This window comes from Stenotrophomonas sp., from assembly GCF_032066555.1.
Taxonomy (GTDB): domain Bacteria; phylum Pseudomonadota; class Gammaproteobacteria; order Xanthomonadales; family Xanthomonadaceae; genus Stenotrophomonas.
On record NZ_DAMBKV010000018.1, the window covers coordinates 61,095 to 75,443 of the forward strand.

General features: G+C 65.2%; 10 protein-coding genes. 9 read left to right on the top strand and 1 reads right to left on the bottom strand.

Translation table 11 applies throughout. The features are described 5' to 3' along the window. The first annotated feature begins 19 nt into the window (after positions 1–19). Genes RT131_RS16520 through RT131_RS16530 form a run of 3 tightly spaced genes read left to right on the top strand, consistent with a single transcriptional unit; the run spans position 20 to position 3,668 of the window. Complete coding sequence (locus RT131_RS16520) at positions 20–1,510, top strand: FecR domain-containing protein (protein ID WP_313173857.1); 1,491 nt, start codon at positions 20–22, stop codon at positions 1,508–1,510. After that, positions 1,507–3,150, top strand: coding sequence for a CHASE2 domain-containing protein (locus RT131_RS16525; RefSeq protein WP_313173858.1), 1,644 nt, complete (start codon positions 1,507–1,509; stop codon positions 3,148–3,150). The genes RT131_RS16520 and RT131_RS16525 overlap by 4 nt, the downstream gene beginning before the upstream one ends. Before the next feature lie 56 nt (positions 3,151–3,206). Further along, positions 3,207–3,668, top strand: a complete 462-nt coding sequence (locus RT131_RS16530; protein ID WP_313173859.1) for a DUF4442 domain-containing protein — start codon at positions 3,207–3,209, stop codon at positions 3,666–3,668. 27 nt (positions 3,669–3,695) lie between these two features. On the opposite strand, the gene RT131_RS16535 is transcribed toward RT131_RS16530, so the two are convergent. Further along, positions 3,696–5,015, bottom strand: a complete 1,320-nt coding sequence (locus tag RT131_RS16535) for a hypothetical protein (protein WP_313173860.1) — start codon at positions 5,013–5,015, stop codon at positions 3,696–3,698. A 78-nt stretch (positions 5,016–5,093) separates the two neighbouring features. On the opposite strand from RT131_RS16535, the gene RT131_RS16540 reads away from it, so the two are divergent. From RT131_RS16540 to RT131_RS16565, 6 genes are all read left to right on the top strand, one after another. After that, positions 5,094–5,771 carry a DUF502 domain-containing protein gene (locus tag RT131_RS16540; protein ID WP_313173861.1) on the top strand — a complete coding sequence of 226 codons (678 nt, stop codon included), beginning with the start codon at positions 5,094–5,096 and terminating at the stop codon, positions 5,769–5,771. Positions 5,772–5,917: 146 nt separating this feature from the next. Next, a complete protein-coding gene (locus RT131_RS16545) occupies positions 5,918–7,813 on the top strand; it encodes a DUF885 family protein (protein ID WP_313173862.1) in 1,896 nt (631 codons plus the stop codon). Positions 7,814–7,833: 20 nt separating this feature from the next. Next, positions 7,834–8,904 (top strand): serine hydrolase domain-containing protein, encoded by a 1,071-nt coding sequence (locus tag RT131_RS16550; protein WP_313173863.1) that lies wholly within the window; start codon positions 7,834–7,836, stop codon positions 8,902–8,904. Further along, a complete protein-coding gene (locus tag RT131_RS16555) occupies positions 8,901–9,296 on the top strand; it encodes a VOC family protein (protein WP_313173864.1) in 396 nt (131 codons plus the stop codon). Before RT131_RS16550 ends, RT131_RS16555 begins: the two co-directional genes overlap by 4 nt. A 382-nt stretch (positions 9,297–9,678) precedes the next feature. Continuing rightward, positions 9,679–10,572, top strand: coding sequence for an ABC transporter ATP-binding protein (locus tag RT131_RS16560; protein ID WP_313173865.1), 894 nt, complete (start codon positions 9,679–9,681; stop codon positions 10,570–10,572). Positions 10,573–10,583: 11 nt separating this feature from the next. Further along, the gene (locus RT131_RS16565) at positions 10,584–14,162 is read left to right on the top strand and encodes an ABC transporter permease subunit (protein ID WP_313173866.1); all 3,579 of its coding nucleotides are present in this window, start codon (positions 10,584–10,586) and stop codon (positions 14,160–14,162) included. The last annotated feature ends 187 nt before the right edge of the window (positions 14,163–14,349 follow it).

Consider the following 14,349-nt stretch of genomic DNA (forward strand, 5'->3'; position numbering starts at 1 on the left):
GCGTTACCTGAAAGCCAATGTGCCATGGCAGCAACTGCAGGCGCATAACCGGATCAGCGACCCTTACCGGCTCGCGCCCGGCCTGACCCTGCGTTTCCCCATCGCCTGGTTGCGCGTGCAACCGGCTCCGGCACGGGTAGTTGCATTGCGCGGCCCGGTCCAGGTCAGCGACCCGGTCAACGGCACCCGCCCCTTGCAGGCCGACATGCTCTTGCCTATCGGCAGCCAGCTGCAGACCGGAGACGATGCCAGCGTCACCCTCAGCTTTGCCGACGATTCACGCCTGCAACTGCGCGAGAACTCGCTGCTGCAGCTGGACCAGCTCAGCAGCTACGGTGCCACCGGCATGGTCGACACCCGCATGCGGCTGCAGCGCGGGCGCAGCAGCAACCAGGTGACACCGGCGCGCGGGCCGGCATCGCGTTACATCATCACTGCCCCCACCGCGACCAGCAGCGTGCGCGGCACCTTGTTCCGGGTGAATGCCGGTGGCGAAGACAGTGCAGCGACCACCGAAGTCGTCGAAGGCCGTGTCCAGGTGGGCAACCGCGCCGGCAAGCGACTGATCAACGCCGGCCATGCGACGCTGATCCCGGCACCCGGCACAGCGCCCGCAGCGGCACGCCCGCTGCTGCCACCGCCGCAGCTGATGGAGGCACAACTGCGCCTGCAGTCCCTGCCGTTGCTGGCGGCCTGGCAGCCAATGGATGCGGCGCGAGGCTACCGGGTGGAAGTCGTACCCGCGGCAACACCGGACATTCTGCTGTTCGCCCGCGAAGTGAGCACGCCGCAGATCCGGATCGACAACCTGCCTCCGGGTCAGCTGCGCCTGCTGGTAAGGGCGATCGACGCCGACGAGGTTGAAGGGCTGGACGCCGCACGCGATTTTTCCGTGCCCGACGGCCTGCCTGCGCCATTGACGATTGCCCCGTTGCACGGGCAGACCGTGCATCAGCTGCAGCCACGCTTCCAATGGGCCAAGGTTGCCGGCGCCACCGGCACCGTCCTGCAGATCGCCGACAACGCCGACTTCCGCAACCCCCTGCTCGAACAGCAGACCAGCACCCAGCACCTGCGCATTGGCAGCCCCTTACCGGCTGGCAGCTATTTCTGGCGGCTGGCCTCGATCGACGGTGACAGCGCGCCGGGCCGCTATGGCCAGGCGCTGCCGCTGCAGCTCAGCGATGCGCCCGCGACCACGCCACTGGATTCGGCAAAGGACAGCAAGGGCCGGCTTACCCTGCGCTGGCCAGCCGACGCTGCCGCCGAACGCTATCGCGTACAGGTCTCGCGCAAGGCAGACTTCTCCCGACTGCTGCTGGATGAGCACGTGGATACACCGGAAGTCGCATTCAAGCAGCCTTGGCGCGGCGGCACCCTGCACGTCCGTGTGCAGGCCATCGAGGAGGATGGCTATGCCGGCGCGTTCTCGGCGCCACAGCAGATCCAGCTGCGCTGCCGGCTCTGCTATGGGGTCGGCGCAGGTGTCTTGCTGCTGCTCGCCTTATGAGGCCACTGCGTCCACGCTGGCGGGTCCGCCTGCTGTTCGTGCTCGGCTGCGCCCTGCTGGTCGGATGGCTCAGCCATGCACGGGTGTTCTGGCAGCAGGACGTAGCCAGCTATGACCTGCTGGTCGGTGACTGGGGCTACCCGCCCGATCCGCGGCTGGCGATCATCGCCATCGATGACCGCAGCCTGCAGCAGCTGGGGCAATGGCCCTGGCCACGCAGCACGCACGCGGCGCTGCTGGATCGCCTGCATCAGGCCGGCGTGGCGCGCGTCGCGCTGGACCTGATGCTGCCTGAAGCCGACCGCAAGGACCCCGGCCAGGACGCTGCCTTGGCCGCGGCCATCGCCCGCAATGGCCGGGTGGTGCTACCGGTGTTGGCCGCACCGGCCAGCGACGAGGCCGTTCCCGAGGAACTGCTGCCGGTGCCGGCCATCGCCAAGGCAGCCGCCGCGCTGGCGCATACCGACATCGAAGTCGATGGCGATGGGGTCGCGCGCGGGGCTTATCTCAGGGCCGGCATCGGATCACCGCATTGGCCGGCACTGGGCGCAGCGCTGGCCGGCATCAACGATCCACTGCCTGGCATGGTCGATGACAGCCCGCGCGCCAGCTCCCCGTATCAATGGCATCGCGACCACTATGTAAGGCTGCGCTATGCCGGACCGCCCGGCAGCTTTCCGCAGATGTCCTACATCGATGTGTTGGAAGGCCGCATATCCCCTGACCTGTTGAAGGACCGTTTGGTCATCGTCGGCATGACCGCCAGCGGCATCGCCCCGCGTCTGCTCACCCCGACCTCGCGCGACAACTGGATGAGCGGGAGCGAGTACCAGGCCAACGTGGCCGCGATGCTGTTGGCCGGCAATGCCATTCGCCCCCTGCCGCCGCTCCTGCAGACCACGATCACCGTGGCGCTGGTGATACTGGGTGCGCTGGGCATCACCTCCCGCATCCGCCAACGCTGGCTGCTCGGCGCGGTTGCCATTCCGGCCCCGCTGTTGCTCAGCCTGGCTCTGCTGCATGCCAACAGCCTGTGGTTTGCCCCGATAGCGGCGAGCTTCGGCCTCATTGGCATGCTGTTGTTCTGGACGCTGTGGCAGATGCGCTACTGGCGCCACCAGGCCAACCGTGACCCGCTCACCGGCCTGGCCAACCGCATGCGCTTCGAGGAAACGCTGCGCCGCGAAACCGATGCCGCGCGCCGCAGTGGCCGGCCGCTGACCTTGCTGCTGATCGACGTGGATCACTTCAAACGTTGCAATGACAGCCACGGGCACTACGTCGGTGATCGCCTGCTGCGTTATCTGGGCCGCACCATCGAGGACATGGCGCGGCGACCGCGGGACCTGGCCGCACGCTTTGGCGGCGACGAGTTCGCCATGATCCTGCCCGATACGCCTCCTGCCGGTGCCGAGCAACGGGTGCAGACCCTGATCAACCAGGTGCGCCAGCTCAGCATCCCGGTCGACAAGGCCCACCACAGCAAGACCGGGACCACCGTCACCATCGGCGTATGTACCGTGCTACCCGGTCCGGATGACGGCCCCGCGCGCCTGTTCGAGGCCGCCGATGCCGCCCTCTACCAGGCCAAGCAGGCCGGCCGCGATGGCTACCGGATCGCTCCGCCCTGGCCGAACTGAGTCTTCCATACGCATGCGAATGCTAGACTCCGGTTCCCCGTCCGTCTGCACGCACAATGAAAGCCAGCCTGTTCCGCCGCGGCATCAACCTGTGGCCGCCCTTCCTGTTCGCCGGCATCCACGTGACCGACATCAGCGCCGACTACCGCTACGTGCGGGTCGAACTGCGGCAGCGGCCGTGGAACGTGAACTACGTGCGCACCCATTTCGGCGGCAGCCTGTTTGCCATGACCGATCCGTTCTGGATGCTGTGCCTGCTGCAGAACATGGGCAGCCGCTATTTCGTCTGGGACAAGGCCGGCAGCATCGACTTCCTCAAGCCGGGCCGCGGCGTGGTCTGGACCGAGTTCCGGCTCGACGACGCCACCCTGGAGGAGGTACGCGCCGCCACCGCCAACGGCGACAAATACCTGCACTGGTTCCAGAACGACGTGCTTGATGCCAGTGGCGAGGTGGTCGCGCGGGTGCGCAAGCAGGTCTATGTGCGCCTGAAGCCCGACGCGCGCAGTCCGGGCTGACTGCCCGGGCCGTCTGCTCCTTCCGTCTCAGTCCGGCAACCGGCTGGCCGGTAACGGCAGGCCCAGCCAATCATCACTGCCGGGCTTGCCGTACAAGGCAACCCGCAATTGCTGGCCATCCGCGTCCAGCTGCAGCGGCCGCAGTTGCCCGCGCAGGCGCAGCGGCATTGCCGCCAGGCTCTCGGCGGTCGGACCTTGCGGGTGCGCCCGGAGCCACAGCAACGCCTCCGCCGCACGCAGGCTGGCGCCGGCGTCCTGCAGCCGTGTCGCGTAGCCGTCATAGGCCGGACTCGCGATGTCGGCCAGGATGCACCCCATTGCATTGGCAGCACATTCCAGCCGCCACAGCGACTGCGGCGGCGGTACCGGCCAACGCTGCGCCTGATCGGCGGCCAATGCCTGCATGCTCGCCGGCAGGCACGCCCCCTGCAGGCGCTGGGCCATCGCTGCGCGGTATTTGCGCGCATCCCATACCAGCATGGCCATTGGCTGGCGTGGATCCGGTCCGCCACTGCTGACGATCTGGAACTCACCCCGCATGGCCGTACACATGCTCAGCTCGGCCGGCGCCGCTGCCGTGAACACGTCCTTGCAGGCCTCGGGCAAGGCGTGATCAAGCGGCAGCTCCGCCAGCACCTCGGCCAACAGGCGGACGTTGCCCTGGACCATGCCGGCCCCCAGTACCGTCGGCACCAATCCATCACTGCGCGACATCAACATCCTGCCGGTACGAGCGTCATTGCAGATACCCGCCAAGGCCGCATCGCTATGCCCCTGCACATGGGCCAAGGCATGCGCGGCACTTGACCGCTGCAGCAGGCCCCAGCGTGGCAGCGGTGCGTGGGCGTCGGCAACGAAAGGGCTTTGATAGCGGTCGTAGCGTGACAACGCCGCGATCCGCGTCAGCAGGCCCTGTTGCGATTGCAGCGCCTGCGCCAACGCAAGTGGTGCCGCGCGCACCTGCGGCAGGCAGTCGGCGCCACGCCAACTGCAGACTACGGCCATGTCAGGCACTTCGGGGTAACGCCCCTGCGCCGCGCGCGTTATCGCCGGCTCCCAGTCATCCTCGCCACCGGCATCGCCGGCTGGGGTCCGCGCAGCCTCGGCAATCCGCCGCCCGTCTTCGGCGATCAAGGCAGCCCCGGCGGCGTCCGGCACGTCGTCGAAGTCGAGCAACCAGACCGTCTCGAAGGCATTGGCGCCCGGCAACCGCACCGGCTGCTCCATCAGCTCCAGCGCCTGTTGCTGCGCCTTGGGCAGTGGCATCCACCGCGACACCGACCACACCAGCACCGCCGTGACCAGCACCAGCAGGGCGGCGATCACGAACCATCGCAGCAACTTCAACACAGCGTTCTCCCGATGTTCCGTTGCAGCTGAACCGCGGCAGCTTAACCGGCAGCTGCATCCCGCTACAATTCGCAGATGTCGCCCGAAGCCGTCTCCCCCGCCCCCCGCCCCTCCCTGCAACGTCTTTTCCTTACCGGCCTGCTGACCCTGCTGCCGATCTGGTTGACCTGGGTGGTCGTCAAATTCGTGTTCGTCCTGCTCTCGGGCATCAGCAGCCCGCTGATCGTGCCGTTGTCCGAACGTATTGCCGCCTCGTTCCCGGACTACCTGGGCTGGATCAAGGTTGAATGGATGCAGGACATCACTGCCCTGCTGGCCACTTTGCTGGTCATCCTGCTGGTCGGCATCCTCAGTCGCCGGGTCATCGGCCAGCAGTTGCTGCGCTGGTTCGGTGCGGTGATCCGTCGCATCCCCCTGGCCAGCATCATCTATGACAGTGCCAAGAAGCTGCTCGACATCCTGCAGACCAAGCCGGGCAGCACCCAGCGCGTGGTGCTGATCGACTTCCCGCACCGCGACATGAAGTCGATCGGCCTGGTCACCCGGGTCCTCAAGGAACAGGGCAGCGGCCGCGAACTGGCTGCGGTATATGTGCCCACCACCCCGAACCCGACCTCCGGTTACCTGGAAATCGTCCCGGTTGAGCTGCTCACGCCCACCGACTGGACCGTGGACCAGGCCATGAGCTTCATCATTTCCGGTGGTGCGGTCGCCCCGGACAGCGTGCCATTCACGCGCTCCGCCGACCGTTGAGCCCTCTCCCATGCCTTGCGGCGGGCCCCGCAAGGCATGGGATATAACCGGACCTGTATCACCGGCGCGTGTTCATCCGCGCCACGGCTGGTCGTCACCGCGGATATCGGGCAAGCTCCCGGGTCGATGTATTTGCGGAACACCTGATGCCTTACAGCCCGTTGCGCCTGCTTGCGCTTGCCATTGCCTCGATCATGACGCTGTCCGTTGCGGCCCCTGCCGACGCGGCGAAGAAGAAAACCCAGCGCCAGTCAGCGCCGCAGAGCCGCGCCGCCAAGCCCCGCACCACGCCGCGCCCGGCCCCGCGCCGCCCGGCGGCGGTGCCGCTGCCGATCAAGCAGGACAACGCCGCCAAGCTCAACCGCATCTACGACGAATACTGGGATGCCTCGATGCGGCTCAACCCGCTACAGGCCACCTTCCAGGGCGACCCGCGCTACAACGACCAGCTGCCCAACTTCCTGTCCGCCGCCTCACGCCAGCAATCGCACGACTTCATGGTCGAGTGGCTGGGCAAGGTCCAGGCCGTCGGCCCCAGCGGCCTGCAGGGCCAGGACCTGCTGAGCTATGAGATCTTCGTGCGCGACGCGCAGGTCTCGCTGGCCGGCGAGCAATACCCGACCTGGATGCTGCCGATCAACCAGTACTACAACCTGTCCAGCATCATCGCGGTGCTGGGCTCGGGTGCGGGCGCGCAACCGTTCCGCACGGTCAAGGACTATGAGAACTGGTCCAAGCGCTCACTCGGCATCCCGGCGCTGTTCGACCAGGCCATCGCCAACATGCGCGAAGGCAAGGCCGCCGGGGTGGTGCAGCCACGTGCATTGATGGAAAAAGTGCTGCCGCAGCTGGACGCGGTGATCAAACCCACCGCCGAGGAAAGCCTGTTCTGGGGCCCGATCCGCAACATGCCCGAGGACTTTTCCGCCGAGGACAAGGCCAGGCTCAGCGCCGAGTACAAGCGCATGATCGAGAACCGGATCATGCCGGCCTATCGTTCCCTGCGCGGTTTCATCGCCACCGAATACATGGCCGCCGCGCGCAGCACCGATGGCATGGCCGCGCTGCCCAATGGTCGCGCCTGGTATGCACACAATGTTGCCAGCAGCACCTCACCGGCGCGCACACCGGCCGAAATCCACGCGCTGGGCGAGCAGGAGGTCAAGGACCTGCAGGCACGCATCGATGCGGTGATGAAGCAGGCCAGGATCCGCGGCTCGCAGCAGAAAGCCTTCAACGCGATGCGCAACGACCGCCAGTTCGTGTTCCGCGACGCCAACGCCCTGCTGGCGCGCTATGCAGAGACCGGCGTGCGGGTGAATGCCGCCGTGCCCGCATTGTTCAACGAGCAGCCCAAAGCCAGCCTGGAAATCAAACCCGTGGAGGCCGAGCGCGCCGCCACCTCCAGCGCCGCCAGCTACCAGCCGGGCAGCGCTGATGGCCAGCAACCAGGCGTGCTTTACGTCAATACCAGTGACCTGCCCTCACGCAAGCGCTGGGCAGTGACGATGCAGTACCTGCACGAGGCCATTCCCGGCCATCACTACCAACTGGGAGCGCAGCAGGAACTGACTGCACTGCCGCGCTTCCGCCGCCTTGGTGGCGATGTCGCCTATGTGGAAGGCTGGGGCCTGTACGCCGAATCGCTCGGCCAGGAACTGGGCCTGTACAGCGACCCCTACGATCAGCTCGGCTATCTGCAGACCACCTTGCTGCGCACCGTGCGGCTGGTCGCCGACACCGGCCTCAATGCCGCCGGCTGGAGCCGCCAGCAGGCCACCGAATACATGGTCAAGAACGCCGACATTCCGGCCGCCGATGCCGCCTCCGAGGTCGAGCGCTTCATGGCCTTGCCCGGCCAGACCCTGGCCTACCGCGTAGGCGAGATCAAGATCCGCCTGCTGCGTGACAAGGCCAAGGCCGAACTCGGTGATCGCTTCGACCCACGCGAGTTCCATCATGAAATCCTCAAGGACGGCTCCATGCCATTGGAGATCCTTGAAGCCAAGATCGACCGCTGGATCGCCAGCAAGAAAGCCTGATCACCTACCCAGGAGCCGCCATGCCACGCTGGAAACCCCGACTCGCCCTGCTCTGCCTGTTCGCGTGCTCCAGCCTGGTCGCTGCCGCCCCCTTGGCGCCGCCTGATGCGGGCATCGACGGCTTGATGCAGCGCTACGACGGCCAGGTTCCCGGCGCTTCCGTGCTGGTATTGAAAGATGGCCAGCCCGCATTCCGCCGCAGCTACGGACTGGCCGTGGTCGAGGACGGCACTGCGGTCACCCCGGCCAGCAATTTCCGCCTGGCCTCGGTCAGCAAGCAGTTCACCGCCGCGGCAATCCTGCTGCTGGCGGAAGACGGCAAGCTGGGCATCGATGATCCGCTGAAGAAGTGGCTGCCCAGCCTGCCCGCCGTGGCCGACACGATGACCCTGCGGCAGCTGCTCAGTCACACCAGCGGCCTGCTCGACTATGAAGAGCTGATGGACCCGGCGGATACCCGCCAGGTCCATGACGCCGACGTGCTGCAACTGCTGCAGAAAGAGAACCGGACTTACTTCACGCCGGGCAGTGACTACCGCTACAGCAATAGCGGCTATGCCTTGCTGGCGCTGGTGGTGGGCAAGGCATCGGGCAGCGACTTCGCCAGCTTCCTGCGCCAGCGCATCTTCCTGCCGCTGGGCATGAGCAACACCTACGCGCACCAGGACGGCATCGATGAGGTGCCCAACCGCGCCTATGGCTACAGCCAGATCGATGGCCGCTGGCAGCGTACCGACCAGAGCACCACCAGTGCCGTGCTCGGCGATGGCGGCATCTATTCCTCCATTGACGATCTGGCCAAGTGGGATGCGGCGTTGTACGACGAACGCCTACTGAAAGCAGCGTCACTGAAACTGGCGTTCAGCCCGGCAACGAAAACCACTGAACCCGACGTTCCGTTCTATGGCTTCGGCTGGCGCATCAATGGGGAAGCGCTGTGGCATAGCGGCGAGAGCATCGGCTTCCGCAATGTGATCGTGCGTTATCCGACGCAGAAGCTGACGGTGATCGTGTTGAGCAACCGCAACGAACCCGAACCCTATGCACTGGCCATCGACATCGCCCGGCGCTGGCTGGATGCTGCGCGATGAATCTGCTTGGCATCCACCATGTTGCGGTGATTGCCGCCGACTACGCGCGTTCGCGTGACTTCTACGTGCGCATCCTCGGGCTGGAAGTGATTGCCGAGAATTACCGCGACGCGCGTGACTCCTGGAAGCTGGACCTGCGCCTGCCCGATGGCAGCCAATTGGAATTGTTCTCCTTCCCGAGCCCTCCCGCACGCCCCAGCCGCCCGGAAGCCCGCGGACTGCGCCACCTCGCCTTCCGTGTCGCGGCGCTGGACGATGTAGTGGCCCACCTGCAACGCGAAGGCGTAGCCTGCGAGCCGGTACGCGTGGACGAATTCACCGGCAGCCGCTTCACCTTCTTCGCCGACCCCGACGACCTACCGCTGGAACTCTACGAGACCCCAGCCAGGTAGTGCCGAGCCATGCTCGGCAGAGGCTTTCCTGGCGAAAAGCTGCCCTCACCCCAACCCCTCTCCCGCCAGCGGGAGAGGGGCTGAAGCAAGCGATGCCGCTACCCCGTAGTGCCGAGCCACGCTCGGCAGGCGCTTTCCTGGCAACACACCAGCGCAACGGATTCCAGGAACGGCGTAAGCCGCGAAGCCAAAGCAAGATCAACAGCGATAAAGCCACCCCCTCCCCAACCCTCCCCTTCGCCTTCGGCCAAAGAGAGGGCGCAACAACAGGTCACATTCCGACCGTATCCACGTCCCTGGTCCTAATGACTTCCGGCGCATTGTCGCCGGCCCGGCCGTGGCGGAAGGTTGCGGTCATCATCCAAGGAGAGGTTGGGTTCCCATGCTGCAGATCCGTGGTCTGTCGAAAACCTACGCCAATGGCGTACACGCACTGAAAAATGTCGATCTCGACATTCCCCGCGGCATGTTCGGCCTGCTTGGTCCCAATGGCGCCGGCAAGTCCTCCTTGATGCGAACCCTGGCCACCCTGCAGGAGGCCGATTCCGGCAGCGCCACCTTGACCACCGCCGATGGGGCCAGCATCGACGTCCTGCGCGACAAGGATGCGCTGCGCCGCAAGCTCGGCTACCTGCCACAGGACTTCGGCGTCTACCCCAAGGTCAGCGCACTCGACCTGCTCGACCATTTCGCCGTACTGAAGGGCCTGACCGCGCGCAAGCAGCGCAAGGAAGTGGTCGAAGCCCTGCTGCAGCAGGTCAACCTCTGGGATGCACGCAAGCGCAAGCTCGGCACCTATTCCGGTGGCATGCGCCAGCGTTTCGGCATCGCCCAGGCGCTGCTGGGCAACCCGCAGCTGGTGATCGTCGACGAACCCACCGCCGGCCTGGACCCGGAAGAGCGCAACCGCTTCCTCAACCTGCTGGCCGAGATCGGCGAGAACGTAGCGGTGATCCTGTCCACGCACATCGTCGAGGACGTCACCGACCTGTGCCCGACCATGGCCATCATGAACAAGGGCGAGGTGCTGCTGACCGGACGTCCCACCGATGCCATCAATGCATTGCAGTCGCAGGTCTGGCGCAGGCAGGTGGCCAAGGCCGCGCTGCCTGACTACGAAAGCCGGTTTACCGTGCTGTCGACGCGACTGGTTGGCGGCCACCCGGTGATCCACGTATTCGCCGACAACTGCCCTGAAGCAGGCTTCGAACCGGTAGCACCGGGCCTGGAGGACGTCTACTTCCAGCGCCTGCGCCTGCAGGCGCAGGCCGCCTGACGGAGATGACCATGACCCTCGCCTTCCTGCGCTTCGAGCTACGCGAGCAGCTGCGTTCTCCCTTGTTGTGGCTGCTTGCGGTGCTGTTCGCCCTGCTCGCCTTCGGTGCCGCCTCCAGCGACGCCGTCCAGATCGGTGGCGGCATCGGCAATGTGCATCGCAATGCACCGTCGGTGATCGCCAGCTTCATGACCTCCTTCACCCTGCTCGGGCTGCTAGTGGTTACCTTGTTCGTCAGCAACGCATTGCTGCGCGACTTCGAACTCGGCACCTCGGAACTGGTGTTCTCCAGCCCGATCAAACGCCGCGACTACCTGCTTGGGCGGCTTGGCGCGGCCCTGCTGGCCAGCCTGCTGATGTACGTGATCATCGGCATCGGGTTGTTCATCGCCCAGTTCATGCCGTGGATCGATGCCGCCCGGCTGGGGCCAGTGTCACTGCGGCCCTATCTGTGGTCGTTCGCCTTCATGGTGCTGCCGAACGTGCTGTTCACCACCGCCCTGCTGTCCGTGCTGGCGGTTACCACCCGCAACATCCTGTGGGTCTATATCGGCGTCATCGTGTTCTTCGTGCTGTACGGCGTCAGCCGCGCCCTGCTGGCCGACATCGACAACATGCGCATCGCCTCGCTGCTCGATCCACTTGGCATGCGCGCGATGAGCCATGCAACACGCTACTGGTCGGCCGAAGAGCGAAACACCGGCCTGCCTGCGTTCACCGGCTACCTGCTGGAGAACCGCGTATTGTGGCTGGCGGTGACCGGCGCGTTGTTCGTCGCGACGTTCGCCCTGTTCCGCACCGAGCGCAGCGGCACCGGCCGCAAGCGGGGCAGGAAGGTGGCCAGCGTCGCTACCACCGACGGCAAACGCAGCAATGTGATTGCACCCAAGGTCACTCCCAGCTTCAACGCTGCAACCGGTTGGCGGCAGCTGCTGCGTCAGGTCGGCTTCGATGCGCTGGGCGTGTTCCGCAGTGCGCCGTTCCTGGTGTTGCTGGTACTGGGCATGGCCAACTTCATTCCCAGCGCCCTGCACCGTCAGACCATGTACGGCACACCCAGCTGGCCGGTGACCTCGCAGATGCTGGAAGCGCTGCAGGGTAGCTACAGCTTCCTGTTGATCATCATCGTGCTGTTCTATGCCGGCGAGCTGGTTTGGCGGGAACGCAGCGCGCGCATCGCCGGTATCAGCGATGCCATGCCGGTGCCGAACTGGGTGCCGCTGCTGGGCAAGTTCCTCACCCTCATCGCGGTGGTGTTCGCGTTCCAGGCCATTGGCGGCCTTACCGCCATTGCCATCCAGCTGAGCAAGGGCTACACCCAGATCGAGCCCTTGCTGTACGTCAAGACGCTGGCCCTCAACTCGGTGGTCTACATCCTGATGGGCGGCATGGCCTTGGTGCTGCAGGTACTGAGCAACAACAAGTTCATGGGTTATGCGCTGCTGATCCTGTTGCTGATCGGCCAGTCGGTGCTGGGCATGCTCGACTACACCCAGAACCTGTACAACTTCGGCAGCTGGCCGAATGCGCCGTACTCGGACATGAATGGCTACGGTCACTTCCTGACCGGACAGCTGGCCTTCCAGGGCTACTGGACGCTGTTCCTGCTGGTATTGCTGCTGCTGTGCGCCGCCCTGTGGGTGCGCGGCGTGGACTCGGGCTGGCGGCAGCGCCTGCGCCTGGCAAGGCAACGCCTGCGCGGCCCGCTGGGAGCCGGTCTGGCGGCGGCGGTGCTGGCCTTCATCGCCTGCGGTGGCTGGCTGTACTGGAACACCAACATCCGCAATGAATTTGTCTCGCCGGACCAGCAGCTCGACCTCCAGGCCCGCTACGAGCGCGACTATCGCAAGTACAAGGACCTGCCGCAGCCGCGCATCATCGCCATCGACAACAACGTCGACCTGCACCCGGAAACCCAATCCGTGCGTATCGATGGCGTCTACCGCGTACGTAATACCCATGCGACCGCCATCCCCGACATCCACGTAGCGATGGGCGATGACAAGACCCTGGCCAGCATCGAGATGGGCGGCGCCAAGCTGACCACCCACGATGAGGAACTGGGCTACCGCATCTACCACCTGGATGCACCGATGGCGCCGGGCGAGGAGCGCGATATCCGTTTCACCGTCGACATCCATCCCAACGGCATCACTTCCGACCAGGCACAGACCCAGATCGTCGACAACGGCAGCTTCTTCAACAGCCGCGTGTTACCGGCCTTTGGCTATGACAGCGGCGCCGAGATCGACGACCGCAACGAACGCCGCAAGCGTGACCTCGGCGAACCGACGCGCATGCCAAAGCTGGAGGATGAAGCCGCACGCGCCAATACCTACATCTCCAATGACTCGGACTGGCTGGATTTCCGCAGCACCGTCTGCACCGCACCGGACCAGATCGCGCTGGCACCGGGTTACCTGCAGAAGGAGTTTGAACGCGATGGCCGTCGCTGCTTCAGCTACGCCATGGACCGGCCGATGCTGAACTTCTACGCCTATCTGTCGGCACGCTGGCAGGTGAAGAAGGCTGCTTACAAAGACATCCCGATCGAGATCTATTACGACGCCAAGCATCCGTACAACGTGGACCGGATGATCGAAGGTGTGCAGAAGTCACTGGCTTATTACGAGGCCAACTTCAGCCCGTACCAGCACAAGCAGGTGCGCATCATCGAATTCCCCGGCTACCAATCCTTCGCGCAGAGCTTTGCCAACACCATCCCGTACTCCGAGTCGATCGGCTTCATCGCCGACCTGCGTGACAAGGATGATGTCGACTACGTGTTCTACGTCACCGCGCACGAAGTGGCACATCAATGGTGGGCGCACCAGGTGATCGGTGCCAACGTGCAGGGCGCCACCGTACTGTCCGAATCGCTGTCGCAATACTCAGCGTTGATGGTGATGGAGAAGGAATACGGACGCGGCCACATGCGCCAGTTCCTGAAGGATGAACTGGACAACTACCTGTCGGGCCGCGGCGGCGAGGATGTAGAAGAACTGCCGCTGTACCGCGTGGAAAACCAGCAGTACATCCATTACCGCAAGGGCTCGGTGGTGTTCTACCGCCTGCGTGAGGAAATGGGCGAGGAAGCATTGAACCGCGCCTTGTCCCGTTTCATCCAGGCCAAGGCCTTCCAGCAGCCGCCGTACACCACCTCGGCCGAACTGCTGGAGTTCATCCGCGCCGAAGCCAAGCCTGGGCAACAGGCATTGATCACCGACCTGTTCGAGAAGATCAGCTTCTATGACAATCGCGTGGTCGAGGCCAATGCGAAGAAACGCACGGACGGCCGCTATGACGTGACCTTGCAGCTGCACGCGGACAAGCGCTACGCCGACGGCATGGGCAAGGAGACCGCAGGCACGCTGGACGACTGGATCGAGATCGGCGTGTTCGCCAAGGGCGCCTCCGGCAAGGAGCGCGATGAGAAGGTGCTGTACCTGCAGCGCCATCACATCACCGCAGCGGCGCCCAGCATAACCGTCACCGTGGACCAGAAACCCGACGAAGCCGGTTTCGACCCGTACAACAAGTTGATTGACCGGGTTTCCGCCGACAACCGCAAGCGGGTGACGGTGCAGTAAGCGAGATGTGAGCGACACACGGCTTAGGCCCCTCTCCCGCGCGCGGGAGAGGGGTTGGGGTGAGGGCAGCTTTTGAGGCATTGCCGGGAAAGCCCCTGCCGAGCATGGCTCGGCACTACAGGTCCCGCCCCTGCTCAAAGCCCCTCTCCCGCATGCGGGAGAGGGGTTGGGGTGAGGGCAGCTTCTG

Coding starts and splice junctions, on each gene's coding strand:
- RT131_RS16555 (WP_313173864.1), top strand. CDS start 8,901: ATGAATCTGCTTGGCATCCACCATGTTGCGGTGATTGCCGCCGACTAC.
- RT131_RS16545 (WP_313173862.1), top strand. CDS start 5,918: ATGCCTTACAGCCCGTTGCGCCTGCTTGCGCTTGCCATTGCCTCGATC.
- RT131_RS16525 (WP_313173858.1), top strand. CDS start 1,507: ATGAGGCCACTGCGTCCACGCTGGCGGGTCCGCCTGCTGTTCGTGCTC.
- RT131_RS16530 (WP_313173859.1), top strand. CDS start 3,207: ATGAAAGCCAGCCTGTTCCGCCGCGGCATCAACCTGTGGCCGCCCTTC.
- RT131_RS16560 (WP_313173865.1), top strand. CDS start 9,679: ATGCTGCAGATCCGTGGTCTGTCGAAAACCTACGCCAATGGCGTACAC.
- RT131_RS16550 (WP_313173863.1), top strand. CDS start 7,834: ATGCCACGCTGGAAACCCCGACTCGCCCTGCTCTGCCTGTTCGCGTGC.
- RT131_RS16565 (WP_313173866.1), top strand. CDS start 10,584: ATGACCCTCGCCTTCCTGCGCTTCGAGCTACGCGAGCAGCTGCGTTCT.
- RT131_RS16540 (WP_313173861.1), top strand. CDS start 5,094: ATGTCGCCCGAAGCCGTCTCCCCCGCCCCCCGCCCCTCCCTGCAACGT.